Raw genomic sequence first — 23,450 nt, 5'->3', positions numbered from 1 at the left:
GCATGGCCGGCGCGATCGAGTTGAAGGACGGGCAGTCGAGGCTGGTCTTGGTTCCGGAGAACGGCGCGGCGATCGCCCGCTATGACGCGCTGGTCATCGGCAGCGCGCCGGTCAAGCTGCTCAAGCCGGGGGATGGCACCGGCGCGTCCGGCTGCCAGCTCCTGGTGCCGTGGTCGAACCGCATTTCCGGCGGCGGCTTCACCTTCGAAGGCCGCTTCCATTCCGTCCTGCCGAACGTGCCTGGCGAAGCCTTTCCGATCCATGGCGACGGTTTCCAGAGGCCGTGGCGGCTTGTCGATCGCACCGATACCGAGGCGGAGCTGGTGCTCGAAGACGGCGCGATCGGCCCTTACCGGTACACGGCGTCGGTCACCTACGCGCTGCGCGACGGCGCGCTGGAGGCGCACCTCACGGTCGAGAACCGAGCCGGCATGCGCCTGCCTTATGGCCTCGGTTTCCATCCCTGGTTCCCGCGCGGCGACACGACCCTGCTGAAGGCGAAGGCCAAGCGCGTCTGGCTGGAGGATGAGCGCCACCTGCCGGTCGGCGTCGTGCCGGTGAGCGAGCGCCCGGCCTGGGACTTCGAGCGCCCCATCCCGCTGCCGCTGGACTGGGTCAACAACGCCTTCGAAGGCTGGGACCGTCGCGCCTCGATCGTGCAGCTCGAGGGCGAGATCAAGATTACGCTCACCGCCTCGCCGGAGCTCGATGTCTACATCCTCTATTCGCCGTCACCCGATGCAGGCTTCTTCTGCTTCGAGCCGGTCTCGCACCCGGTCGACGCGCATCACGGGGAGGGGCTGACGGCCCTCGATGATGGGGAGACGATGAGCGCGACGATGCGGCTGGACTGGGAGATTGCGGAGACCGATTGAGGGCGCGCCAGCGGCGGAGCGCAATCTTCCCCAGCGGAGATTGGCGGCTCGGCGAAGGTGCTGGAGATTGGCGAAAGCCGAGGCGACGTCCGATCTCCCCCCAAGTAGGGGGAGATGTCCGGCAGGACAGAGGGGGGCGCCGTAGAGTAGAAGCGTCGGCGACAAACCCCAGGCCACAGTTCGACCATGCCGCATACGCCTCCGCCGCCAAGACATCGCGCCAACGCAAAATCGATGCGCAAAGTCATGACTGACGCGGAGTTGAAGTTGTGGAACGAACTCCGTGCGCATCGGCTGATGGGCCTTGGGTTCCGCAGGCAGTTTCCAATCGCAGGCTACATTGTCGACTTCGCCTGCCCGGAGAAGAGGGTGATCGTGGAGGTCGACGGCTCACAACACGGCGAAGCCGGCCGTGCAGGTGCCGACAAGGCCAGAACCAAGCGCTTGGAACAGTATGGCTGGATCGTCCTGCGCTTCTGGAACGACGAGGTCATCCGCGACATCGACAATGTCTGCCAGCATATTGTTATTGCGGCGGGATTGGCTGGACCGACCTGAGAGGCTGGCGGGACAGCGCCCCCCTCTGTCCTGCCGGACATCTCCCCCACAAGGGGGGAGATTGGCAGCTTCGACGCTTCGCCTCGATTCTCCAGCGCCACCCTCACAACTCCTTCTCGGCCAGCTCCCTGAACGCGTCCGGCACCGAGCGCGCTGCTTCCAGCGCCACGGTGCCGTAGCCGACGGCCTCCTTGCCGAAGCGCTGGCGGATCTTGTCGATGGCGCGGTCGGCGCCGAAGCGGGCCAGCCCCGGGCGGCTGCCGGGCTTGAGCTTCTCGTCCGCCAGGCCGAGCGGCAGTTCGAGCTGCAACTCGGCATGCTCTTCCAGATGCGAGACCGAGATCGCCAGCAGCGAGATTTCCCGCTCGCCGGGATGAGCGGCGAGCACGCCGCGCACCAACTCCTCGGCGATTTCGGCGAGCATCGTGGTCGCCTGGATCGGCTGTTCCAGCGTCACCGAACGGGTGACGGCGCGCATATCGGCGAAGCGCACGCGCACCGTTACCGTGCGGCCGGGCCGCGCCTTGGCGCGCAGGCGGCTGGCGACGCGGTCGGCGAGATGCAAGAGCGTCGGCACGAAGACGCGTGGCAGCGCGGGCTTGCGGCCAAGCGCGGATTGCGCGCCGGCGGAATGGGCGCGGCGATGCGTCTCCAGCCGGCGCGGGTCGCGGTTCCAGGCAAGGGCCGCCAGCTTCTGGCCGGCGGCATGGCCGATCAGCCGCTCCAGCGCGCCGCTATGCGTGCGCGCCAATTGCCCGATGGTCTCGACGCCGATCTCGGCGAGCCGCGCTTTGGTTGCCGGGCCAACGCCCCACATCAGTGACACCGGCAAATCGTGCAGGAATTGAAGCTCGGTGCCGGGCTCGACCACCACCAGCCCGTCGGGCTTGGCCACCTGCGAGGCGATCTTGGCGAGATGCTTCGTCCGCGCCACGCCGATCGAGATCGGCAGGCCAAGCTCGGCCTTCACGCGGCTGCGGATTCTTCCGGCAATCTCCTCCGGCGAGCCGAACAGGTGCGTGCAGCCGGCGACATCGGCAAAAGCCTCGTCGATCGAGATGCGCTCGACCAGCGGCGTGAAATCGTCGAGCACCTTGATCGCGGCGTCGCCAAGACGCTGGTATTCGCCGAAGCGCCCGCCGACGAAGATCAACTGCGGACAGAGCTCGCGCGCCTTGCGGCCGGGCATGCCGCCGCGCACGCCAAAGACCTTCGCTTCATAGGAGGCGGCGAGCACCACGCCGCCGCCGACCGCGATCGGCTTGCCGCGCAGCGACGGGTCGAGCAACTGCTCGACCGAGGCGTAGAAGGCGTCGAGATCGGCATGCAGGATGGTGGCGGCTGAAGCGGCGTTCGTGGCGGGCATCGCGCGCGCTCCCCATCTCCGGCCCGATACCGCGCCGCAGCATTAGTAAAGACTTTTGTAAGAGGTGTTTACCAGAACATAAAGAGAACAAAACCGGTCTCTTGTCAAGCCGTCGCGCCGGACAGGAGAACGTTTGCAACCTCGTGCAACCGGTAAGCTTGGAGCAGGTTGTATGCGACGCCGAAACTGGCAATCTCCCCACAAATGGGGAGATTACGCGCTCAGGCGCTCCGCCAATCGCCAACCGTCAGCTATGCCGGTTTGGCGTATTGCTCGGCGCTGAGCACCTCGATGCACTGGAACGGCTGATTGCCTTCCACCCAGGCGTCATGGCCGGGCGGGATGGTGTAGGACGTGCCGGCCTCGAAGGTCTTCTGCGTCCCATCGTTCATGCGCACGGTGATCGTCCCGGACACGACATAGCCGACATGCGAGACCTGGCAGCTGTCGGTCTTGACCACCGGCTTCACGCATTCGGACCATCTCCAGCCCGGCTCCATGTTGAGCCGCCCGAGCGTGTAGCCCGGCAGCCGCACGATTTCGACGCGGGTCTTGGCGGGCGAGCGGACCTCGTCGGGATCGTTGTGCGACTTGGATTCGAATTTGGTGACGTTCATTGGCGCTTCGGCCATGGCATCCTCCCATTTCCAAGCGGAGCCCGACGCTGCGATCGTCGGTGACCGCTGCCGGTTTTATATGTCTTTCAATGAGCGATTGCTAATGTAATTGCCGGGTGCAGCGGGAAATCGATTTTGTCGCGTGAGCTGTATTGCAAGCACGTTCTGCCGGTGATTTGCTGTTTCTTGCGCGGGCACTACGGTGACTGAGTGGCCACCCAATTTCTCGCCCCACTGGGGACAATCGCATGAACCCTCGGCAGGTGAATTGCGCCAATGGCGTCGCCGCAAGGCCAAGCCCCATCCACGACAATTCGTCTCGAATTCCGCTTGCGGGGGCGCTTCCGCCGCACCGGTCGAAACCGCCATAGGCGAGGCGCAAGCGGGGCGGGCAAGAAGACCAGAAAAACCAGGGAGGAAGTCGATGCTCAATCAAGCCATGCCATTGGATCCGCGTCCGCCGGCCGTCACCGCCCGCCGCACCCCGCTGGCGCTCCGTCAGTGTTGCGACAGCTATGTCTGTCCGGTCTGCGACCAGATTGTCGAACTGACGGATTTCCGGCAGGTCGTCTGGCATCAGAGGCCGGGGCATAAGCCGATGGAAATGGACGGCTAAGCGGAGCCCCGTCCGCCAGCAAAAAAGCCCGCGCCTTTCGGCGCGGGCAGTTGCTGGAGTAGCCGTTTGATCAACGCGTTCCCGGCCAACTGGTTGCGCCCGGCCGAAGCGATCGGGTGCCGCCGGCGGACGAGGGCCGGGAGTGGATATTCGGCATTCGGGCTAGGGTCCAGGCACCGGTGGGACTGAAGTCTCACCTTGCAACGCAGAGGCCCGACCGGCCGGATTTCTGGAAACAAGTGCGCCGGCAATTCATTGCTTCACAGGCCGTCGAGCAAAGTCCCTTCATCGGCGGTTGACAAGGGAGGGCCCGCCATCTCCTGCGATGTGGCGGGCACCTCTATTCCAGGAAAAGTGCGCAGCGGTTTTCCGTCCGGAATTGCGACAAAGACAAGAAACAGAGCGGTTCTGCATTCCTGCGAAGGGTGAAGCTTAAGGGTGAACCGCTCGGGGAGATATCCATGCAGCCCGGCGAATTTATCGCGAACCTATTCGCCTTCTTCCTCCTGGCAGGATTGATCGCCGGCGTCTTCCTCGTCTTCGGCAGGCCGCTCTGGCCGGAACGCCGGGCCGAGATGGTGGTCCCATTCACGGTCGATGCGATCACGACCGGCTCCGTGCGCGGCACCTGCTTCGAGCCTTGCCTGCCGCTCCGCTTCGATCTCAAACGCGCGCCGCCCAGGCCGTCGTCGAAATCGTGACCGCAACGACTCCAAGCGGAACCCGGCCGCCCGTCACGCCGTTGACTCCCGCGAAGGGATGCTGTGGGCGGAGGCCGCCATGGACAGCTTCGAACTCATCGATCTTCTCTGCGTCGTTGATGCCTGCGCGAGCGACCGCGCGGCCGGGCGCCTCATCTCGATGTCGAGAGCCGTCGAGGAACTGCGTGTCTTGACCGGCGACTTCGTCTCGTCGGACGAAGCCGCGGCGAATGCCTTGAGCCAAGTGGCGCTAGAGCGCGGCTGCACGGTGCTCTTCGACGAACAGCCGGGCGCCGATATCGTCGGCGAGCTGTGATCTCCCTCCGAGGGGAGGCGTCGCCGAAGGCGGCAGAGGGGGTCGCCTCTAAGTGAGACAACCCCTCTGGCCGTCTCCCCTCAATGGGGAGAGTGGCGCCCTCACTTCACCAGGGTGATCATCCTGCCGGCATACATCTCGCGATTGCCGAGCTCGGCCGAGCAATCCGACTTCACCGCTGAGTTTCCCGTCATTTCCACGGTTTTGCCGACCAGCCGCAGGCAACTGCCTTGCGCATTCATGTCGGAGTTGCCGGCATAGGAGATGGGCGCGTCGGGGGCGTAGATGAAGCCGCTCACCACCGAGCCGGATCCGCCGTTGAGCGTCAGCGCTTGTGTGTTGCCGTGGGCCTGGAAGATGGTGATGCCGGCATAGGGACCGGTGGTCGGCGGCGAGAGGTTCACCTGTTCATTGGCGTTGATGTAGAGCTGCGAGCCTTCCATCAGGAAGATCGTCACGCCATGGCCGGTGAGGCTGCCATTGCCGCCGGGCTTTATGGTGACGTTGCGCAGGATGTAGGTGCCCGGATTGAGCGTGATCTTTCCCGACCATGTCTTGTCGCAATAGGTGCCCTGCGAGAGCGTGATCGTCTTGCCGTTGGGCATCGACTGGCAGAGCCCGTAGGCGGGCGGGGTGACGTTGGCCAGCGGATCGAAGGACGCGTACTGGTTGGTGAGCGGCGCGCCGCAGGAAAGCGTGGCGTTCGGCGGCGTGATCCCCGAGGTCGAGCCGACCGTCGAGACGCAACCGGCGCTGACTATCGCCGAGCCGCCCCGATTGACGGCGTCGGCTGCGTCCGAGTTGGCGGCGATCACGCAGCCGTTCATCGCGACATTGGTCGAGCCCTGCAGATTGACGGCGGAGCCCACATGCGGATCGAGCGCCAGCACGCACGCCTGCGCCCCGGGCTTGACCTCGACGGAGGCGGAGCGGATCGCTTGCCAGGCGGGCGCGCCGCTGACGAAAGCCGGGCGGCTGATGCTGGACGACAGAGAAATGGTGTAGGCGCTGGGATCGCCGCTGCCCGTTGCCTGGAAGGCCGCGAGGCTGCCCGAATATTCACCGGCGTCGGCGGCGCTCATATTGGCGGCGAAGAAAGTCAGGCCGAGCTGCCGCACGTCGCCGGCCGACATGTTCGGCTGGTATTTCGTGCCCACCGCCAGTCCTGCCGCGTCCAGCGAGTTCTGCAGTTGCGCGGCGTCGTCGCTTGTGCCCACCACGTCGACGGCGCCGGCCACGACGAGCATCAGCGGCACCATGGCGATCGCGGTCGCCAGCGCGAAATTGCCGCGCTTCGAAGCCCAGAACCGTCCAATCATGGCAGCACCCCTCGCCGGATATGGGAGAGCGATACGCCATCCTGTCTCTACGGGAGATTTCCGAAAAAGATAAAATGCAGGAAATGCTAAAATATCAGTATTCTCTATTGGTTATACCTTAGTCTGATGCCAATTGGGACCTAAGTCCGAGAGACTGCGACGTAAGGTGGCAAATACGCCCTCAGGGGTCCAAAAGCCGCAAGTCGAGGAAAAAAATTAGCCATTCGTTTATCGGCGGGTGCTGAACGTGATGGCTGGGATATCTTGGGCGCGCTGGGCCATGGCCTCATTCGGTCGAATTTTCAGACACTTCGTCTCCCGTCGCCTGCGAAGCGGCGAGAGCGGCAATGTCGCCATCATCTTCGCACTCACCTTGCCCATTGTCGTCGGCGGGGCGGGGCTCGGCGTCGAGACCTCCTACTGGTACTATTCGAGCCTGAAGCTGCAGGCGACGGCCGACGGCGCCGCCTATGCCGGCGCGCTGGAGAAGATCGCGGGATCCGACACCGCGGCGATCACGACGGCCGCCACCCAGTCGGCGACCGATAACGGGCTGGGTACTGGCACCATCGTCGTCCACACGCCGCCCACCTCGGGACCGAACACGGCCAACAAGGCGGTCGAGGTGATCCTCAACCAGAACCTGGATCGGATGTTCACCTCCATCTTCAGTCAGAGCAAAGTGCCGGAACAGGCGAGGGCGGTGGCGCTGATCACCGATGGCGCCTATAGCTGCATGGACGCGCTCAATCCGTCGGCCTCGCAGGCGGCGCTTTTCTCCGGCAGCACCAGCGTCAAGCTGACCGGCTGCGTCATCGCGTCGAATTCGATCGCCGACGATGCCATCAAGGTGCAGGGCTCGGCGTCGCTCAAAGCCGACTGCCTGGTTTCGGTCGGTGGCATGGTGCTGAACAATCCAGTCACCACAGTCTGTAAGTCTCCGATTACCAAGTCCTTACCTGTGGCCGATCCGTTCTCCAGCCTGCCGGCGCCCGCCGTCAGCAACCCGTGCCAGAACGGCAACAAGACGACGCTGAGTCCCGGGACTTACTGCAGCAACCTTAGCCTCAGCGGCAACGTAACGCTTTCTCCCGGCGTGTATGTCCTCCAGGGCAATCTCAAGATAAACGCCAATGCGGTCATCTCGGGCACCGGCGTGACCATCTTCATGGCAGGCAGCACGACCGTCAGCATGAACGGCAATGCCACCGTCACGCTCAGCGCGCCGACGTCCGGCACCTATTCCGGCATGCTGTTTTATGGCGACAGGACGGGGACCTCAGCGCAGAGCACCTTCAACGGCACCGCGACCTCCTTGCTGACCGGCGCGATCTACTTCCCAAGGCAGCAGGTCAACTATCTCGGCAATTTCTCGGGCGTCAACGGCTGCACGCAGGTCGTTGCCGACACCATCCAGTGGTCGGGCAATTCCACCATCAACCAGGACTGCACGAGCCTCGGGATGAAGAACCTCCCGGCGGCCCCGTCGATTGCGATCGTCGAGTAGCAGTATGGGGCCGCAGGCAATCCGCTTCCGCAAGAACCGCTCCGGCGCTGCCGCGGTGGAATTCGCGCTGGTCTTGCCAGTGCTGTGCGCTGCGCTCTTCGGCATCGCTGATGGCTGGTCATATGTCACCAGCTCAATGGCGATGCGGGCGGGCGTGAAGACGGCGGCGAATCTGCTGCTGGCCGGCGCCACCGACGACAGCGCCATCCAGGCCGCGGCGGTAGCGAGTTGGGAAAAGAAACCGGACGATGCGGCGGTCGCCGTTACCCGCAGCTACAAGTGCGGAACGACCGTGGTCACGTCGACCACCATCTGCGCCGGACCGAAGTTGCCCTCGGTCTTCGTCCAGATCCAGGCGTCGGGCACCTGGGTCCCGCCTTTCACCTTCGGCCCCTTTCCAAAGGACACCGCGCTCGGTCATCAGCAGGTGATCCGTGTCCGCTAAACGGAGAGCCAGGGCGTTTGCCGGCAATGCCTCCGGCGGAGCCGCGATTGAATTCGCGCTGATCGTGCCTTTTCTGATCATGCTCCTGTTCGGCATCTTTGCCTTCGGCTGGTCGATGAACAACGAGTCCAGTGTGCGCTACGCGCTGGAGACCTCCGCGCGCTCCCTGCAACTCGACAACACGATGACCCAGGCCCAGATCCAGGCGATCGCGACAAAGAGGCTGCAGGCGCTCGGCCTGCAGAACGTCAACGTCACGATCACCACCGATCCGCCGAGCGGCGGCTTCAAAATGGCGCATGTCAACGCCAGCTACGCCTTTGTCATCGAGTTCCCCTATTTCAGCGATTTCGCGATCAACTACTCCACCACCGTCAACGTGCCGCTGATCAGCAGCTAGAGCAATTCCAGGAAAAGTGTGAAGCGGTTTTCCGTTCGGAATTGCCAGGACAAAGAGCAATTCCAGGAAAAGTGTGAAGCGGTTTTCCGTTCGGAATTGCCAGGACAAAGAGCAATTCCAGGAAAAGTGTGAAGCGGTTTTCCGTTCGGAATTGCCAGGACAAAGAGCAATTCCAGGAAAAGTGTGAAGCGGTATTCCGTTCGGAATTGCGTAAGACAAAGAGCAATTCCAGGAAATATATATAAAAGTATATAACGGCGTTCGTCCGGGATTGCATGAAAACAAACCGTTTTCGCGCTCGCCCGCCCTGATGCCAGCGGCTCTCGTGTCCGATGCCCAAACCCGGCTGCGTTTTTGCGAAAACCGATGCATAAACAAGGACCTGGCCTGCTTTGACCGACACAGGCCGCATGGCGTTGGGCCCATGGTCCGATGGGACGTGGGCCTTCATTGTTCCGGAGGGCGTACCCGTGCTTGGTCCTTTTATTTATGAAATTATTTCAATGGGTTAAGATAGAATCTTAGCTGGCGTCGGTACTGTTTCCCCGGTTTGCTCCCTCGTCGCGACGGTATTTGTCTAAAAGTTACTCCAAGCCATTAGGGAATTCTCATAAGACGCAGCCTAGCGGTTGGGCAGTGGTGGCGATTCACCTGCGGAGAAACACGATGACAATCCGAAAGACACTCTTAGCGTCACTGGCCATTCTGGCGCTCGCGGCTGCTCCGGCGCTTGCCAAGGACGGCGGCAATGGCGGAGGCCACGGCAATGGCGGCAGCCATGGCGGCGGCAACGGCAATGGCGGCGGTAACGGAAACGGCAATGGCGGTGGCAAGGGCAACAGCAGCGCCTCGCATGGCAAGGCATCGGCTCCGGGTCAGCTGGCGAAGTCGCAGGACGATACGACCGACGACATCACGGATGACACGGCCACGGCCGCGACGCCGAAGGAAAAGAACATCCATGCCAAGCTCGGCCGGCTGAACTCGCTGCAGCGCAACATCAACGCCTACATGAACTCCAAGAGCAAGAAGTTCGCCGGCATCCAGGCCTATGTGACGCAGGCGGCCGCAGCCCAGAACGCGCAGGCCAAGCTCGACGCGGCAAACGCCCAGCTGGCCGCGGACCAGGCCACGCTCGCCGACCTCACTACGCAGCTCGCCGACCTCAATGCGACTGACACAACCGGCTTCACGACCGAACAGCAGGCGGCTCTCGACGCGCAGATCGCCGACGTTCAGTCGCAGATCGACGCCCAGAACACGGCGATCACCGCTGACACCCAGGCGGTCACGGATGCCCAGAATGCGGTTACCAATACGCCTGCCCCCGATGACGCGTCGCTCGACGCCGCCCTGCAAGACATGGCCAACAAGCCGGTCGATCAGGAGGTGACGGACTGGGCCAAGGGCGTGCTGGCCGACAAGATCGACCAGGCCGCCGCGGCGACGTCCACGCCGTAAGGCGATCGCGACCGACCAGAGGGTGAACTGCCATGCCGCCGGGCCTCCGCCCGGCGGCATTTTTGTTGGGGATTGGCGAAAGCCGGCGTGACATCGATCTCCGCCACTTGGGGGAGATTGGCAGCTTCGCCGAAGGCGCCATTCGCCGCCTCACGCCGATTTCAGCCGAATTTCAGCCGGGCATCATGTCGGCAGGCGGGGCTTCGGGCAGCATGCCCGAAAGGGAAGGAACACATCATGGCGGACATGCAAGGCGCGCAGCATTGGAACGAGAACAATTCCCGCAGCTTTCTCGACTACGGGCGCTACTTCGTTCCCGAACGCGAACGCCAGATCGACATGATCGCTGACCTTATCCCCGCCGTGCCGGGCGGCCTGCTGGTCGAGCTCTGCTCCGGCGAGGGCATGCTCAGCCGCGCACTGCTGGAGCGATTTCCGGACAGCCGGATGCTTGCGCTCGACGGTTCGCAGCGAATGCGCGAGCAGACGCAGAAAACCTGCTGCGATCATGCCAGCCGCCTGACCACCGCCGCCTTCGAGCTGGCGGATCGCGACTGGCGACGCTTTTCCGAGCCGCCGCGTGCGATCGTCTCCTCGCTTGCCATCCACCATCTCGACGGCCGGCAGAAGCAGATCCTGTTTGCCGACCTTGCGGAGGCGCTCAGCCCGGGCGGCTTGCTGGTGGTGGCCGACATCGTACGGCCGCCGAGCGCATGCGCTCTCGCCATCGCCGCGCGGCAGTGGGACGAGGCTGTGCGTTCGCGCTCGCTCGCGATCGACGGCGACTTGGCGGCCTTCGCCGAGTTCAACCGCCTCGGCTGGAACTATTTCCGCAATCCCGACGGTGAGCCGATCGACAAGCCGTCCTCGCTGGCCGAGCAGCTTGCCTGGCTGTCCGAAGCCGGTTTCGCCGCGGTCGACTGCATCTGGCTCTTCGCCGGCCACGCAATCTTCAGCGGACGAAAGCCTTGATGCCGCGGGACAGTCATGATGTCGTCTGGCGAGCGACGATATTGATCGACCGCTAGTTGGTTTAATGTCTCCTCGAGGGGCGACATGACGACGTTCGAATTCTCCGGCCACCGGCTCGATCTGCACAGGGGCAGGCTGCAGAGGGGCGGGCACGACGTCGACCTGCGCGCCAAGTCGCTCTCGCTACTCGTCTACCTCCTGGAAAATGCCGGCCGCGTCATCGGCAAGGACGAGTTGGTCAATGCGGTCTGGCCGAACATCGCCGTTTCCGACGATTCGCTTACCCAATGCATGAAGGACATCCGCAAGGCGCTCGGCACCGAGGCCGATGGCCTGATCCGCACCGTGCTGCGGCGGGGCTATGTGATCGACGAGGAGCGCGTGCGCCGCCTCGAGGATCGGGTCGCGACCGGGAGCGGGGAGGGCAGCGCCGACGACAGGCCGTCGATCGCGGTGCTGCCCTTTGAGAACCTCAGCGGCGACCCGGCGCAGGACTATTTCGCCGACGGCATGGTCGACGAGATCACCACGGCGCTGTCGCGCATGCGCTGGCTGTTCGTCATCGCCCGCAATTCGAGCTTCGCCTACAAGGGCGAGGCCGACGGCGTGAAACGGGCCGGAGCCGAACTCGATGTGCGCTACGTGCTGACCGGCAGCGTCCGCAAGGCCGGCGATCACATCCGCCTCACCGGACAGCTCATCGACTCCGCTTCCGGCAAGACGATCTGGGCCGACCGCTACGACGGCACCATGGCCGATGTGTTCGACCTGCAGGACCGGCTTGCGGAGAGTGTCGTCGGCGCCATCCAGCCGTCCATCCTGTCGGCCGAGATCGAGCGTTCGCGGCGCAAGCGGCCGGAAAGCCTCGCCGCCTACGACTACGTGCTGCGCGCCTTTCCGCTCACCTGGTCGCTCGAGCGCGCGCAGAACGAGGAGGCCGGCACGCTGCTTGAACGTGCGATCGCGATCGAGCCGGATTATCCGCTGGCGCTTTCGCTGCTGGCCTGGTGCCATCTGCAGCGCGCGGGCTACCGCTGGACCGAAACGCCGGCCGCTTCCCGGGAGGAGGGCCTGCGCCTGGCGCAGAAGGGCGCGGCGCTCTCCGGCGACGACCCGATGGTGCTTGCCGTGCTCGGCGCGGCGCATTCCTTTGCCCGCGACTACGATGTCGCCGACATATATCTGGCGCGGGCGCGCGCGCTCGATCCGAATTCCGCCTGGGCCTGGCTGCGCAGCGCCTGGCTGGATGTCTATCGCGAGCGGCCCGAGGCGGCGATCGAGAAGTTCGAGCATTTCGAACGGCTGAGCCCGCGCGACCCGATGGGCTACATGGCCGAGATCGGCATCGGCGCCGCGCATTTCGTCGCCGCGCGCTATGACGAGGCGGTGGCGCTGACGCAGCGCGGCCTTAGCCAGCAGCCGGGCGCCTGGTGGGGACTGCGCCTGCTGGTCACGGCGCTGGTTCATGCCGGTCGCAAGGACGAGGCACGGCACGCTTGCCGCAGGCTCATGGAAACCTACCCGGGCCTCACCATTGCCAGGGTTGGCGACGCCTCGCCCTTCGACGCGGGCACGAGCGAACGCATCGCCGCCGGCCTGCGCGAGGCCGGCCTGCCGGACTGACCTTGATCCGGAACCAGATCCGGTGCGGGGCTTGCGCCGGTGCCCGCCTGCCGATTTCGTCGCAATTTCCCCCGACTTTCGCCTCGGCCTCACGATCTCCAGCCGGCCGCCGACTACGCTCATCCTTGCTGTCGCTCAAGGACAGTTCGAGGACGGAGACAACACCATGACCACGCTGGTTCCCTTCATCGGCCTCGCAGCCGATCGCCCGTCGCATGCTTCTCCCTCGCGGCCTTTCCGGCTGCTCGCCGCCGTGACGTCGGCCCTGCTGTGGCTGCCGCGCTTCTGGAGAGCACGCAGCGACCTCGCAGCCCTCGCCGCCATGAGCGAATGCGAGCGTCGCGATGTCGGCGTCACCGCCTTCGACATCGAAAATATGCTGGCGCTGCCGGTCGACCGCGACCCCACCGAGGTGCTCGCGCGCGTCGTGGACGATCGCCGTCACCGCCGCGAATCCTGAGCGCGGGGCGCCCCGCCAGGCAGCAGCGTTGGAGATTGGCGAAAGCCTGCGCGACATCCGATCTCCCCCCATGTGGGGAGATGTCCGGCAGGACAGAGGGGGGCGCTGTCCCGCCGACGTTGAATGGTTCATCCACATCAAAACCCACCTTCGCCCCCGGTGCGTCATAGCTAATATGCTTTGCCGTGTGTAGACTTGGCTGGTTAGGGGTTTCACAGGGCATTGGGAGGACAACAAAATGCCACGGGTTTCGGAACTTTTCTTCAAGACAGCCATCGTCTTTCTCGTCCTGGGCGTAGCCGCCGGGCTGCAGATGGCGATTTCGGGCGATCACGGCGCCTTTCCGGCGCATGCCCACATCAATCTTCTCGGCTGGGTCACCAGCGCGATCTTCGGCGGTTACTATGCGCTCAATCCTGCCAAGGCTGAGCGCCGCATCGCCATGATCCATTACGGCCTTTACACGGTCGGCATCGTGATCATGCTGCCGGCGCTCTACTGGATGCTGGCGGGAGGCCATCCGGAGGTCGAGCCGGTCGTGGCGATCGGCTCGCTGATCGTCGCCGCCGCGGTGCTGATCTTTGCCTTCATCGTCTTCTCGTCTTCGGAGACGGTACGCTCCGCTACGGTCGCCCCAGCGCGCTGAGCCTCGATGGCCACAGCCGGGCGGTCACGCGCCGCCCGGCCGTTGCCACTGCCGCTGGCGGAGAAGCCACGAACCTCGTCCGGATCGGCTCGGGCCGGCTGGGATTGGCTGTCCGACATTTACCTCGTCAGGAACGGCACCAGCTTGCCACACGCGTCGAACGCGTCACGGCACCCATGCGGCAAGCTACTCCCGCCTTCGTCCTTATGAATGCGTTCCGGTTGCATTAGCCGGAGCGTATATTTCTAGCCAGCCGGTGCGCCCACGTAGCGAAGTCCCCGTAACGGTCCCCGCCGGTTAGGCCCAGTAACTCTCAATCCCCAAAAACTGAGGGAACCGGGCCGCTTCCGGGGAATGTTGGAGAGCTGGGTGCCCTGCGAATGCTGAGCTGCTAGGGCAGCAGCGTCGGGAACAGCCGCGAGATCAGCGCGTGGATGATACCGTCGCGCTCGAAGGGACTGGGCAGCTCGGCTGGCGTTGATGCGGTGCCGGCCTTGGCCTCGTCCTTCACGCGGGTCTCACCGTGCACGAGCCACAGCACGGCCACGAAGTAACCTGCCTGCAGCACCACGCCCGCCATGAATGTCCAGCCCAGCGCCGCCCAGACCGATCCCGTGGACGCATAGGTCCACCCGAGGATCACCGCCAGCGTTGCCGTCATTCCCACAAGAAACTGCGGAAAATACATTTGCCCAACCGAGCGCCGCGACCGCATGCGGTCATCGACGATCTCGCCCATTGCTCTACCCATCTTGACCCTTGCACCTTTTCCGGCGGAATCGCAAGACTTCAGGGAGCCTCCGTGCCATAGGCCTTAAGGCCGACGCCTTGAGGGACCTGGGATCGGCGACCTCTGTCTCAGGAACCAAGCCGAGGCCGATCCGTTCCCTTTCGTCACAATGATCAGGAGAAGCTAATGGACCGCAGCGTCTATGAGGCGCGGTGGCTTCTTGCGCCTGTTTTCGGCCTTTGCATCGTCTTCGCGGCTGCCGGAATCCTGCTCGGCTAAAGCCTGTCCCCAACCATCGCGCAATCCCGCACGACCGCCGAGAACGTCCCTTCATCGGCGGGAGGCCAAACCCCGCTGCTTTCTTGCTAAGGCGGCGGGGTTTGGATTTTATGGAGCCTGTTCCAAGCATTTGCGAATTCCGCGCCGGGAAAAAAACGACCCGCCAAGCCTTGCGGCGCGGCGGGCCTCCTCCTGTCGCGATGCTGTCCGCATCAAGCCTCGAGGATCGCGACGATCGTGTAAGTGTCCGGATCGACGATGACGATGCGTCCATCGGCCAGCACAAAATACTCGTAGGATTCATAGGCCGGGACGATCTTGACGATGCGGGCCGGCACTCGATGCAGGCGGATCTTGTGCCGCGGGATCTCGACGCCGACCGAGATGTCGAAGTCGACGCTCGCGACCGGCTGGACGTGGGTCTCGTGGATGATCTGCGTGATCTGCGTCTTCTGCTCGACCGTCACATTGGTGATCGAGGCCGTCTTGTTCTGATCAGTCTGCACGTTGGTGCCCTGAGCGTTCTGCTCGGTGGTTGTACCGGTCTTGCCCTGGGCGTTCTGCTCGGTCTGCATCTTGGTGCTGCCCTGGGCCTGCTTCTTCTTCTTCAGCGTGGTGCTGTCCTGAGCATTCTGCTCGGTGGTGGCACCGGTCTTGCCCTGAGCGTTCTGCTCGGTCTGCATCTTGGTCGTGCCTTGGGCATTCTGCTCAGTGCTGGTGCCGGCCTTGCCCTGGGCCTGCTGCTTCTTCTTCTTCAGCTGCGTATTGTCCTGGGCATTTTGCTCGGTGGTGGCGCCGGCCTTGCCCTGAGCATTCTGCTCGGTCTGCGACTTCATCTTGCCCTGGGCCTGCTCGCCCGCCTTGCCGCCCTTCTGGCAGTCGGCCTGGCCGGCGGCACAATTGTCGCCGCCGCTCGGCTGCGCGGACTCGGTCTGCGCCATTGCGGCGCCGCAACCGACGCCGAGCGCGATCATGCTCGTAATCAGAAGATGTTTCATCCGATTTCTCCTCGGAAAGTCGGTCCCTTCGCTGGTTAAACCCTGCTTGGAAGGCATTGTTCCGAGATTGTTTTGCGGGAACGCCGGCGGGGTCTTTGCGACGAGAGCGCTCCGATTTTTGTAGGAACAAGCCTTGGCTAACCGCGTTAGCCGAATCGCTGTGGAAATCGCAGGCGCAGCAGAGGCGATTGACCACAAAAGGAGACGACCATGAAAATGCACATCACCACAGCCGCCGCGGCCCTTCTGCTTTTGGCCGGCGCTGGCGCCGTGGCCGCGCAGGACGTTGTCATCGAGCCTGAGCAGGAAACCGTCATCAAGGAATATGTGCACAAGCAGCCGTTGGCCTCGGTGAAGGTCCCCGGCATCGAGCTCAGCATCGGCAGCGCCCTTCCCGACACGGTCGAGCTGCACGAAGTGCCGAACGTCAAATACCGCTATGTGGTCATCGATAACCAGACTGTGATCGTCGACCCCGGCACCCGCAAGATCGTGAAGGTGCTGCAGTAAGTGGCCGGTAGGCGGCCAGCGAGCCGAAATGGCCCGTCGCCCTCCGCGGGCGGTGGGCCATTTACCCAGTATTATTTTGTTACCATACGCTAACGGAACCTTCCGCCCACGCCCGAGTTTCGCGCTCTGGGTCCGCTCTGTCTCATAGACAACACAAACCACTGGCAGGGTGCAGATTCGGGCGGCGGCGAAACAGGCATGGGCTGGGGGCGAGGAGGACTAGTCAACATGTCGAAACGAGAAATCGGAACATCCCGCTCGCTCGGGATGCGCGTCGCCGATCTGCGAGCCAGGATGGAGGACGCCCGGATCACCGAACATGAGATAAAAACCTTCCAGAAGGTCGCGGCCATCATGGGGGGCGGCGAGGGCTCCCTACGCATCGATGCGGACGACCTGATCGCCGCATCTTTCCTCACCGAGTCGTTCAGCGAAGCTTCGCCGAACTGACAACGATTTTCCTCGTCATCCGACGTCGATCGGCTGCCGTCCGCAATGGGCGGCAGTGCGCGGCGTTGCGCGTGCGCAGCGCGCTTTAATGGCGCGCCTCGCTCTCGCGCCTTGCCCTGACTCGCCTGATCTTGGCTTCGCGCAGCGCCGTCACCGGATCGATGCCGGTCCACAAGATGCCGGCCTTCTCCGCGAAGGAGAGGAAGGCCCGCCGCGCTTCCTCGAGTTTCATCTCTCCGGTCCGCGCTGCCTCACAAGCCTGCACCGCCGCGCAATAGCAGTCGCCGCGCATCGTCTCCGGCCATTCCTTGAGGAAATTCTGCATCGCCGCCAGTGAAGCGATCTCGCGCTTGAATCCCGCCCCGACGGCGATCGCCACCGGGCGGCGAAGGGGCATGTCGCTTCTGACAAGACCTTCAGTCATAGCGGGGCCTCGGATTGTCAAATCGTTCGATGCAAACAATGCAAAGCCGCGCACGACGGTTCCCGTCGATGCTGTGCGCGGGATCGATTGGCGCCTTCTGACGGAACAAGGGTGTTGCGCAGGCGTTTGTTCCGAGAGCTCCTATTTTCGATACGCCGATGTTTCCGCTCTTTGCGGAGGCAATGCGGAGCTCGCCAACGCAACAGGAGATTTATGATGAAAACCACCCTTATTCCTGCTGTCGCCGGCCTAGCTCTGGTCGCCGGCATCGGCTTCGCGGCTGCGGACGAAGTGATCGTCACCCCGGAGCAGCAGACCGTCGTCAAGGAGTATGTCCACAAGCATCCGATCGCCTCGGTCAATGTTCTGGGGCTGGAGCTTGGCGTCGGTTCTACCGTACCTGATACGGTAGAACTGCAGACGGTGCCAGACGTTCAGTACAGATACACTGTCGTCAACGACCACACGGTTCTGGTCGACCCTGGCACACGCAGAGTGATACAGGTTATCGAGTAACCTTGTGCTTACGAGCCCCCGATCCTCCCGCCATGCCGGCGGGGGGATGCCGGCTCCTAGAAAGGAGTCGCAGCCATGCACCACCCCCATGTCGAATCACCTGACATCGCCAAGAACGTCGACAAGCTTCTGGCCGAACATTGCACCGGCCTGCTGTCGATGAAGGATGCGATCGCCATTCTGCGCGAGCGCACCGGGACCGAGCGCTCCGATGCCGATTTGGCCGGATTGATCACAAAAAAGGCAGCACATCTGGGCGTCGCCGTTATCGCCGTCGAGCACTGAAGAAGTCGCTGCCGAGGTTCAGGTCCTCATGCGACGATGCGCAAGACGCCACCGGAAAATTCGGCTAATGTTTCCGTCGGGGAACGTCCCCAGCTAAAGGAGGCGACAGTGACGGACGACAGGCAGGAACGCATTCGCCGGCGGGCGCATGAGATCTGGGAACAGGCAGGCCGGCCGGAAGGCGCGCATATGGAGCATTGGGAACAGGCGACCGCCGAGATCGACGGCGCTGCGAAGCCGAAGGCCAAGCCCGCGCCGAAAAAGGCGACCGCCGCCAAGGCCGTCAAGCCAAAGGCGGCGAAGGCAGAAAAGCCCGCCAAGGCCCCGGCCAAGGCAAAGGCTCCCGCCAAGCCGAACGCCAAGGCCTGATTTCCGACGGCGAGCGTCGCCGGTCCGTCTCCATGACTGGGTGAACGAGGGCGCGGGAAGCCGCGCCCGAAAGGTTTTGGCGCGCATGGATACGCTGGAACTTTCGCCGCCGAAGGTACAGGCGAACAATATTAGGTTAATCTAAAATTAGATCTCCTTTATAAATAGGCTTAGCCTGATCGCGGGTTGCTGAACAGATCGAGCAATCCACTGTGACCCTGCGGCAACAGCCGCGCTTTCATTCGAAATACTCCCAGTAAAAGTCAGGTATTGAGCCCGGAACATCCGTTGACTCGGTTCGCGCCCCTAGTGGCGATTTTGGCGCGAGGGTTTTCTCAATCCAACTTCGGGGGTCAGGGTATGCGGGGCATCCACCGTCTTATTTCATGTGCGTTTCTGGCCGCAGCCAGCGGCTTTTCGGCGTCGGCGCTGGCTGCGCCGCCGGTCGAGTACGTCAGGGTGTGCTCGCTCTATGGCGCGCAGTATTATTACAGCCTTGGCACCGACACCTGCATCAATGCCAATACCGGCGAGACGCGCCGCGCGACCGCGGACGGCGTGGTTGTGGGCAAGACCGCGCTGGCGAGCAAGGTCGACGACATCGACGCCCGAGTCCAGCGCGCCTTCGAGGGCGCCTCGGTGGCCTCGGCGCTGACTAGCGCGGATCTGGTGCAGGGCGAGCATTTCGGCGTGCGCGTCAACTGGGGCAATGCCGGCCAGTCCAACGCCATGGGCGTGACCGGCGCGGCCGTTCTGGGCGAGGGCCTCTTCTCCGGCGGCAATGGACGGCTGGCCGGCGCTGCCGGCGTCGCCTTCTCCGGCAAGACCGTCGGCGGCAACGCCGGCCTGCAGCTCACCTGGTAAGAGCGGCCGGGGGGCAACCATGGTCAGATATTTCCTTGCGCCGGCGATCCTCGGCGCAGCAAACGCTCCTCGCGGCGCCATCTCAGGCCGCGGTCGAATATGTCAAGGTCTGTGCCGCCTATGGGGCCAATTGCTATTACAGCCCTGGCACCGACACCTGCATCAACGCCCAGACCGGCGAGACGAAGCGGAAAGTCGACGACGGCTAAGGCGGGACCACCACCGTCACCGGCAAGACAGCACTCGCCAGCCAGGTCGACGACATCGACAACCGCGTCACGCGCGCCTTCGAGAACGCCTCGATCTCGGCCGCCCTTGCAGCGCCCGACCTCGTCCAGGGCGAGCATTTCGGGCTGCGCGTCAACTGGGGCAATATGGGTGACGCCAATGCCTTCGGCATCACCGGTGCCGCAGTGCTGAGCGAAGGCTTCGCCCATGGCGGCCGGCTGACCGGCACGCTCGGCATCGCTTTCTCCGGCAATGTCGTCGGCGGCAATGCCGGGCTGCAGTTCAGCTGGTAGGAGAGGCGCGTAGCTGAACCGCTAGCGCGGGACTTGCTTCTTGGCGTATTGCGCGACCGCGCAGAGGAAGGCGAGCGCTGCGGTATCGCAGGCAGCCCGCGACGGCGACGGACCCTTAGCAAAAAGCACTGCGTCCGCGACCGGGATCGTCAGGCCATGCTTCCTGGCAAATGAGGTGACTTCGTAAGGCTGATTGTCGGGTTGTATGCCGATGTCGATTTGCTGGTCCATCAAACGAGTTCCTCCCTGGTACGCGACTATGTCCTCCTTCGCCCGGAGAGAATTAAACTACCGGCAATTCGACCCCGTCCACCAATTGGCAATTGTGTGAAACGATGCATTTTTTGAGGTGGAGAGCCAAGGGTTGCAGTGGGTGCTTCTCCGCACTCGGAGGGGCGGCAACTGTCTTCGCCGCGTTCCTTTCGCGCCTCCTCTGTGCTGCCGGCGTTCGCTTTTATCTCCGCGCGCAGGAGAGGTAGTTCACTCCCAGGCATCGCTCGACTTTGCAAACCTCACGCCCGCAGCAATCATCGCGCACTCGCAGTCGCTGATCAGCCTGAGGTTCCTCGAATACCGCGCCACTGTTTCCGGCAGCCAGGCCGCGCAGGCCTCGACATAGGCGCGGCCGTGTACCAGCGTGCCGGTCGACAGGCGTTCGTCCTTTTCGGCGATTACTTTCAGATATTGCCGGATGAAGCGGATGTCGTCGGCGATGTCCTGGCTGGCCATGCGCCATGCGCCGGCCAGGCGCTCGCGCTCGGCGAACGGCAATGGCGACAGCATCGGACGGGAGAGATCGGCGAAAGCGACATGGTTCGCGGTGTTCAAGCAAGTCCCCTCAACGAAGGGATGCATCGTACTTAATGTACGAAAAGCGGTCAAGCATGATTCGTACAATTTGAACGATAGGACTGCGAGCGGTTATAAGAGGATCGCGAAAATCTTGTAACGCGGCCATCTCCCCTGAGAAGGGGAGATGCGCGGCTGGCCCCTTTCGGATTTCGTGACCTATTTCACGAAAGGTTATTTGGCAGGAGCCAAGAACACTTGACCTGCTCTAGCATCATCCAAATATGACCTGATGCGATTTGGGGCGAGTGCTGGGGCAGGCTTCTGAAATGGAAATGACGCTGAGTGACGGGTTTCTCGCTTCATACTCATGTGGCGAGCGACTCTGGGTTTCCTATCTGATGACCGTTATTTTCCTCGGAACGTTCGTCGCGATAGCCATTGTCGTCATAGAGCTGATGGCTCAAAGGAAAAGCCGATCTTTACGCCTATGCACATTATAGCTTGCGCTCCGAGAACGCCGCCGTCTTTCTCGACCCCAAGGCCAAGACCATGGCCATAACGCTGCTTGTATTTGTTGCAGCAAGCGTTCTTTTGATCTCCTTCGTCGTGCCGCTTTCCCGTTCAAGAACGCGGCTGTTCGCCACTGCGACGTCGATTGTCGAAACCGGTTGCCAAGCCCTCACGCCCTATCGGGAGGTTCTGGACCGCAACTTTGTGGAATTTCGCTATCGGTTCAGCCGAGGCAAAAGCGACGTCGACGAGCTTCAGATCAACCAGAAGGGCAAACGATCATTTGGCATCGGGCTGCGCGGCAATCCCTACCTCAAAAACCTCTTCGTGTTGGCGCCCGAGGCGATGGACCAGTACTTCGACCAGTTGAAAGCCGAAGGCAAAGCGCTCCCCCAACTGTAGCGCTCACATATCGATCATCGACCTTTTCACCCGCCCGATGATGGTGATCGCGCCTTCCAGCTCCGGCGGCGGGATGTCGAGATAGGAGGCCGGCTGGAAGGGCGGGGTGTCGTTCGGGCGGTAGCGCTTGTAGGTGGCGCGGCCGGTCTCGTCGGCGATCACGTAGCAGCCATTGGTCACCAGCCGCTTGTCGCGCAGGTTGACGAAGATGATCGAATCCGGCGGCGAGATCTTGTTCATCGACGGCCCGTCGACGCGCAGCGCAATCCACTCGCCTTCCTCGAGGTCGGCGGTCGGAATGGTCGGATAGTCGGAAAGGTTGACGACGCTGTCCTGGCTGCCGAGTTCGCCGGCGCTGATCCAGGACACGATCGGCACGTCGATGGTGACGGGCAAGGGGGCGAGGTGCGCGGGGCCGGCCTCGGCGCCGTCGCCATTGAACAACAGCCAGCCGGGATCGACGCCGAACAGCCGGCCGTATTTCTCCGCCGCCTTGCGCGACAGCGGCCGGTTGCCGTTCTCGTGGCTGATGAGGGTGTTCTTGTTGATGTCGCGCAGCGCCCGCGCCGCATCGCTGGGCGAGGCATAGCCTGCCTGGGCGCGCGCCTGCTGCAATCTGTGCCGAGAATCCATGATCGTACAAAATGCCTGAAAATTATCGTCCAAAGTGTACGATTTCGCTTGCCTGTCGTTCGTACATAACGTACGCTTAGCGCATGAATGAACATCCCGCAAGCATTTCCGTATTGCCCATGAGCGTCGTGAGTCTGCCCACGACCATCTCGGGACTTGTCGACCGCTGGCAGAGCATCGGCGCCTTCGCTGCCGGTGTCGGCTGCGGCTACGAGGCCGCCCGCCAGATGCGCCGTCGCGGCCGCATTGCGCCGCAGCGCTGGCCGCATGTCGTTGCGGCGAGCCGCGGGCTGGGCATTGCCGGTGTCGGCCACGAATGGCTGGCCGGTCCCTGTGCATCGCTGGGGGAGGCGGCATGAACCCGCGTCCCTCGACTTTTGAATTCCAATCGTCCGGACCGTCGTCCTCCCCAGTCCGGACGCATTCCGGGGCTTTTGCCCCGGATCTGGCTGAACCGCCCGCACCCCGGTTCACCGGAACGGCCGGAGCCGCTCCTCCCTCCGCTCCGGCCCCCAATTCAGGCGGTATCTCCTGCATCCGCACCGAGGACGGCACCGTCATCCTGTTCGACCGCGCGTCGGGCCAGGCGGTGTCGGGGCTGACGCGGGCCGCCGCCGAGGCGGCCCTTCTTCGACTGCTTGGTGCGGCGCCCGGCGCCGCCTGACTTCAACCCTTTCCCAGACCTCAAGATGCGGCCTCGCGGCCGAACGCTGGCGCTTGGCTTCAAGCCGAGCGCTTCGCAACCCCAAGCCTTTCGCAACGGATGGAATGAGACATGCCCGCCGCCTACACTGAAAAGGAAATCGACGTGATTGCAGCCTGGCTGAAGGAGGGGCTTTCGGCCTCGCGTATCGCCGGCCGCTTCAGCGCGCTGTGCGGCAGCCCGGTCTCGCGCAATGCCATCATTGGCATCGTCCACCGCAATGCGGGTCTCCGCGCGATCGGCTTCGCCAACCCCAAAGGCGGCCGCGCCGGCGGCCGGCCGAGGAAGAACACGGCACGGCCGGATCGACCAGGCCGGCGGGGCAGGGCGGCGGCTGGAGGCGTCACGCTCTGCGAGCCGGCGGCGCTTTCCAGACATGCCGAACTGGCGGAGAGCGCCAGCGCGGAAACTGCCAATCTCCCCCCAAATGGGGGAGATGCCCGGTCCACCCTCCGCAGCAGCGCAGCTGCTGCGGAGGACGGGAAGGCCAGAGGGGGGCGTTGTCCCGCCGACATATCCGCATATGGAGCCAAAGCAGATGAGGTGGATGGCTCCCGCTCCCGGCATCACAGTGCCACAGTG

Annotated in this window: 34 protein-coding genes and 1 pseudogene; 25 read left to right on the top strand and 10 right to left on the bottom strand. The window is 63.5% G+C overall.

The genetic code is table 11. The annotated features are described in order from the left end of the window. The first annotated feature begins 2 nt into the window (after positions 1–2). Together AU465_RS25195 and AU465_RS25190 are read left to right on the top strand one after the other, a co-directional pair. Positions 3–875, top strand: coding sequence for an aldose 1-epimerase (locus tag AU465_RS25195; RefSeq protein ID WP_192254318.1), 873 nt, complete (start codon positions 3–5; stop codon positions 873–875). A 186-nt stretch (positions 876–1,061) separates the two neighbouring features. Then, positions 1,062–1,433: an endonuclease domain-containing protein gene (locus AU465_RS25190; protein WP_192254316.1), complete on the top strand. Its 372-nt coding sequence runs from the start codon at positions 1,062–1,064 to the stop codon at positions 1,431–1,433. A 103-nt stretch (positions 1,434–1,536) separates the two neighbouring features. Here AU465_RS25190 and dinB read toward each other — a convergent pair whose 3' ends face one another. Together dinB and AU465_RS25180 are read right to left on the bottom strand one after the other, a co-directional pair. Next, positions 1,537–2,799 (bottom strand): DNA polymerase IV, encoded by a 1,263-nt coding sequence (gene dinB / locus AU465_RS25185; protein ID WP_192254314.1) that lies wholly within the window; start codon positions 2,797–2,799, stop codon positions 1,537–1,539. A gap of 251 nt (positions 2,800–3,050) precedes the next feature. Then, entirely contained in the window at positions 3,051–3,431 is a 381-nt protein-coding gene (locus AU465_RS25180; RefSeq protein ID WP_192254312.1) for a cupin domain-containing protein, read from the bottom strand. A 409-nt stretch (positions 3,432–3,840) separates the two neighbouring features. Here AU465_RS25180 and AU465_RS25175 point away from each other — a divergent pair, with 409 nt between their 5' ends. The 3 genes from AU465_RS25175 (at position 3,841) to AU465_RS25165 (ending at position 5,049) form a co-directional block, all read left to right on the top strand. Beyond that, a complete protein-coding gene (locus tag AU465_RS25175; RefSeq protein ID WP_192254310.1) occupies positions 3,841–4,032 on the top strand; it encodes a hypothetical protein in 192 nt (63 codons plus the stop codon). A 461-nt stretch (positions 4,033–4,493) separates the two neighbouring features. Then, positions 4,494–4,733 (top strand): polymerase, encoded by a 240-nt coding sequence (locus tag AU465_RS25170; RefSeq protein ID WP_192254308.1) that lies wholly within the window; start codon positions 4,494–4,496, stop codon positions 4,731–4,733. Between the two features lie 79 nt (positions 4,734–4,812). Continuing rightward, positions 4,813–5,049, top strand: a complete 237-nt coding sequence (locus AU465_RS25165) for a hypothetical protein (RefSeq protein WP_192254306.1) — start codon at positions 4,813–4,815, stop codon at positions 5,047–5,049. Between the two features lie 101 nt (positions 5,050–5,150). On the opposite strand, the gene AU465_RS25160 is transcribed toward AU465_RS25165, so the two are convergent. Further along, positions 5,151–6,368 carry a pilus assembly protein TadG-related protein gene (locus AU465_RS25160; protein WP_192254304.1) on the bottom strand — a complete coding sequence of 406 codons (1,218 nt, stop codon included), beginning with the start codon at positions 6,366–6,368 and terminating at the stop codon, positions 5,151–5,153. A gap of 280 nt (positions 6,369–6,648) precedes the next feature. Here AU465_RS25160 and AU465_RS25155 point away from each other — a divergent pair, with 280 nt between their 5' ends. The 8 genes from AU465_RS25155 (at position 6,649) to AU465_RS25120 (ending at position 13,882) form a co-directional block, all read left to right on the top strand. After that, positions 6,649–7,875, top strand: a complete 1,227-nt coding sequence (locus tag AU465_RS25155) for a TadE/TadG family type IV pilus assembly protein (RefSeq protein WP_192254302.1) — start codon at positions 6,649–6,651, stop codon at positions 7,873–7,875. Between the two features lie 4 nt (positions 7,876–7,879). Continuing rightward, complete coding sequence (locus AU465_RS25150) at positions 7,880–8,320, top strand: TadE/TadG family type IV pilus assembly protein (protein WP_192254300.1); 441 nt, start codon at positions 7,880–7,882, stop codon at positions 8,318–8,320. Continuing rightward, positions 8,310–8,720 carry a TadE/TadG family type IV pilus assembly protein gene (locus AU465_RS25145; protein ID WP_192254298.1) on the top strand — a complete coding sequence of 137 codons (411 nt, stop codon included), beginning with the start codon at positions 8,310–8,312 and terminating at the stop codon, positions 8,718–8,720. The genes AU465_RS25150 and AU465_RS25145 overlap by 11 nt, the downstream gene beginning before the upstream one ends. A gap of 666 nt (positions 8,721–9,386) precedes the next feature. Continuing rightward, positions 9,387–10,181: a hypothetical protein gene (locus AU465_RS25140; RefSeq protein ID WP_192254296.1), complete on the top strand. Its 795-nt coding sequence runs from the start codon at positions 9,387–9,389 to the stop codon at positions 10,179–10,181. 237 nt (positions 10,182–10,418) lie between these two features. After that, on the top strand, positions 10,419–11,153 hold the full coding sequence (locus tag AU465_RS25135; RefSeq protein ID WP_192254294.1) for a class I SAM-dependent methyltransferase: 735 nt from the start codon (positions 10,419–10,421) through the stop codon (positions 11,151–11,153). Between the two features lie 84 nt (positions 11,154–11,237). Continuing rightward, entirely contained in the window at positions 11,238–12,776 is a 1,539-nt protein-coding gene (locus tag AU465_RS25130; RefSeq protein ID WP_192254291.1) for a winged helix-turn-helix domain-containing tetratricopeptide repeat protein, read from the top strand. A gap of 166 nt (positions 12,777–12,942) precedes the next feature. Next, positions 12,943–13,236 carry a hypothetical protein gene (locus AU465_RS25125; RefSeq protein ID WP_192254289.1) on the top strand — a complete coding sequence of 98 codons (294 nt, stop codon included), beginning with the start codon at positions 12,943–12,945 and terminating at the stop codon, positions 13,234–13,236. A gap of 238 nt (positions 13,237–13,474) precedes the next feature. After that, positions 13,475–13,882 (top strand): hypothetical protein, encoded by a 408-nt coding sequence (locus AU465_RS25120; RefSeq protein WP_192254287.1) that lies wholly within the window; start codon positions 13,475–13,477, stop codon positions 13,880–13,882. 391 nt (positions 13,883–14,273) lie between these two features. On the opposite strand, the gene AU465_RS25115 is transcribed toward AU465_RS25120, so the two are convergent. Then, positions 14,274–14,621, bottom strand: a complete 348-nt coding sequence (locus AU465_RS25115; protein ID WP_246506381.1) for an exopolysaccharide production repressor protein — start codon at positions 14,619–14,621, stop codon at positions 14,274–14,276. A gap of 482 nt (positions 14,622–15,103) precedes the next feature. Further along, positions 15,104–15,889, bottom strand: a complete 786-nt coding sequence (locus AU465_RS25110) for a DUF1236 domain-containing protein (RefSeq protein WP_192254284.1) — start codon at positions 15,887–15,889, stop codon at positions 15,104–15,106. Between the two features lie 210 nt (positions 15,890–16,099). Between AU465_RS25110 and AU465_RS25105 the strand changes: the two genes are divergently transcribed. Further along, on the top strand, positions 16,100–16,399 hold the full coding sequence (locus AU465_RS25105) for a DUF1236 domain-containing protein (RefSeq protein ID WP_192254283.1): 300 nt from the start codon (positions 16,100–16,102) through the stop codon (positions 16,397–16,399). 228 nt (positions 16,400–16,627) lie between these two features. After that, positions 16,628–16,849 carry a hypothetical protein gene (locus AU465_RS25100; protein ID WP_192254281.1) on the top strand — a complete coding sequence of 74 codons (222 nt, stop codon included), beginning with the start codon at positions 16,628–16,630 and terminating at the stop codon, positions 16,847–16,849. Between the two features lie 85 nt (positions 16,850–16,934). Here the strand turns inward: AU465_RS25100 and AU465_RS25095 are convergent, their stop codons facing one another. Further along, positions 16,935–17,246 (bottom strand): DUF982 domain-containing protein, encoded by a 312-nt coding sequence (locus tag AU465_RS25095; protein ID WP_192254279.1) that lies wholly within the window; start codon positions 17,244–17,246, stop codon positions 16,935–16,937. Between the two features lie 243 nt (positions 17,247–17,489). Between AU465_RS25095 and AU465_RS25090 the strand changes: the two genes are divergently transcribed. From AU465_RS25090 to AU465_RS25070, 5 genes are all read left to right on the top strand, one after another. Then, the gene (locus tag AU465_RS25090) at positions 17,490–17,789 is read left to right on the top strand and encodes a DUF1236 domain-containing protein (RefSeq protein ID WP_192254277.1); all 300 of its coding nucleotides are present in this window, start codon (positions 17,490–17,492) and stop codon (positions 17,787–17,789) included. Positions 17,790–17,864: 75 nt separating this feature from the next. Beyond that, positions 17,865–18,074 (top strand): hypothetical protein, encoded by a 210-nt coding sequence (locus AU465_RS25085; protein ID WP_192254275.1) that lies wholly within the window; start codon positions 17,865–17,867, stop codon positions 18,072–18,074. A 108-nt stretch (positions 18,075–18,182) separates the two neighbouring features. Beyond that, complete coding sequence (locus tag AU465_RS25080; RefSeq protein WP_192254273.1) at positions 18,183–18,443, top strand: DUF2934 domain-containing protein; 261 nt, start codon at positions 18,183–18,185, stop codon at positions 18,441–18,443. A 360-nt stretch (positions 18,444–18,803) separates the two neighbouring features. Next, positions 18,804–19,307 carry a porin gene (locus AU465_RS25075; protein ID WP_192254271.1) on the top strand — a complete coding sequence of 168 codons (504 nt, stop codon included), beginning with the start codon at positions 18,804–18,806 and terminating at the stop codon, positions 19,305–19,307. Between the two features lie 35 nt (positions 19,308–19,342). Next, on the top strand, positions 19,343–19,516 hold the full coding sequence (locus AU465_RS25070; protein ID WP_246506380.1) for a porin: 174 nt from the start codon (positions 19,343–19,345) through the stop codon (positions 19,514–19,516). On the opposite strand, the gene AU465_RS25065 is transcribed toward AU465_RS25070, so the two are convergent. Further along, a complete protein-coding gene (locus AU465_RS25065) occupies positions 19,513–19,680 on the bottom strand; it encodes a hypothetical protein (protein WP_192254269.1) in 168 nt (55 codons plus the stop codon). The two genes, AU465_RS25070 and AU465_RS25065, sit on opposite strands and share 4 nt — an antisense overlap. A 1-nt stretch (position 19,681) precedes the next feature. Between AU465_RS25065 and AU465_RS25060 the strand changes: the two genes are divergently transcribed. Then, positions 19,682–19,828: a hypothetical protein gene (locus AU465_RS25060; protein WP_192254267.1), complete on the top strand. Its 147-nt coding sequence runs from the start codon at positions 19,682–19,684 to the stop codon at positions 19,826–19,828. Between the two features lie 21 nt (positions 19,829–19,849). Here the strand turns inward: AU465_RS25060 and AU465_RS25055 are convergent, their stop codons facing one another. Together AU465_RS25055 and AU465_RS25050 are read right to left on the bottom strand one after the other, a co-directional pair. Further along, positions 19,850–20,059, bottom strand: coding sequence for a hypothetical protein (locus AU465_RS25055; RefSeq protein ID WP_192254265.1), 210 nt, complete (start codon positions 20,057–20,059; stop codon positions 19,850–19,852). A 249-nt stretch (positions 20,060–20,308) separates the two neighbouring features. Continuing rightward, complete coding sequence (locus AU465_RS25050; RefSeq protein ID WP_192254263.1) at positions 20,309–20,656, bottom strand: hypothetical protein; 348 nt, start codon at positions 20,654–20,656, stop codon at positions 20,309–20,311. A gap of 465 nt (positions 20,657–21,121) precedes the next feature. On the opposite strand from AU465_RS25050, the gene AU465_RS25045 reads away from it, so the two are divergent. Continuing rightward, entirely contained in the window at positions 21,122–21,532 is a 411-nt protein-coding gene (locus AU465_RS25045; protein WP_192254261.1) for a hypothetical protein, read from the top strand. Positions 21,533–21,535: 3 nt separating this feature from the next. Here AU465_RS25045 and AU465_RS25040 read toward each other — a convergent pair whose 3' ends face one another. Beyond that, positions 21,536–22,165: a LexA family protein gene (locus tag AU465_RS25040; protein ID WP_192254259.1), complete on the bottom strand. Its 630-nt coding sequence runs from the start codon at positions 22,163–22,165 to the stop codon at positions 21,536–21,538. Positions 22,166–22,284: 119 nt separating this feature from the next. Between AU465_RS25040 and AU465_RS25035 the strand changes: the two genes are divergently transcribed. The 3 genes and pseudogenes from AU465_RS25035 to AU465_RS36745 all read left to right on the top strand — a co-directional run. After that, positions 22,285–22,524, top strand: coding sequence for a hypothetical protein (locus AU465_RS25035; protein WP_192254257.1), 240 nt, complete (start codon positions 22,285–22,287; stop codon positions 22,522–22,524). Next, complete coding sequence (locus AU465_RS25030) at positions 22,521–22,829, top strand: hypothetical protein (protein WP_192254255.1); 309 nt, start codon at positions 22,521–22,523, stop codon at positions 22,827–22,829. Before AU465_RS25035 ends, AU465_RS25030 begins: the two co-directional genes overlap by 4 nt. A gap of 111 nt (positions 22,830–22,940) precedes the next feature. Continuing rightward, positions 22,941–23,450: pseudogene (locus AU465_RS36745) on the top strand (hypothetical protein); the annotation flags it as partial.

The organism is Mesorhizobium silamurunense, assembly GCF_014843905.1.
GTDB classification, from domain to species: Bacteria; Pseudomonadota; Alphaproteobacteria; order Rhizobiales; family Rhizobiaceae; genus Mesorhizobium; species Mesorhizobium silamurunense.
Note: the sequence above shows the minus strand (reverse complement) of the source record. Positions and strands in the feature narration are given on the sequence as shown.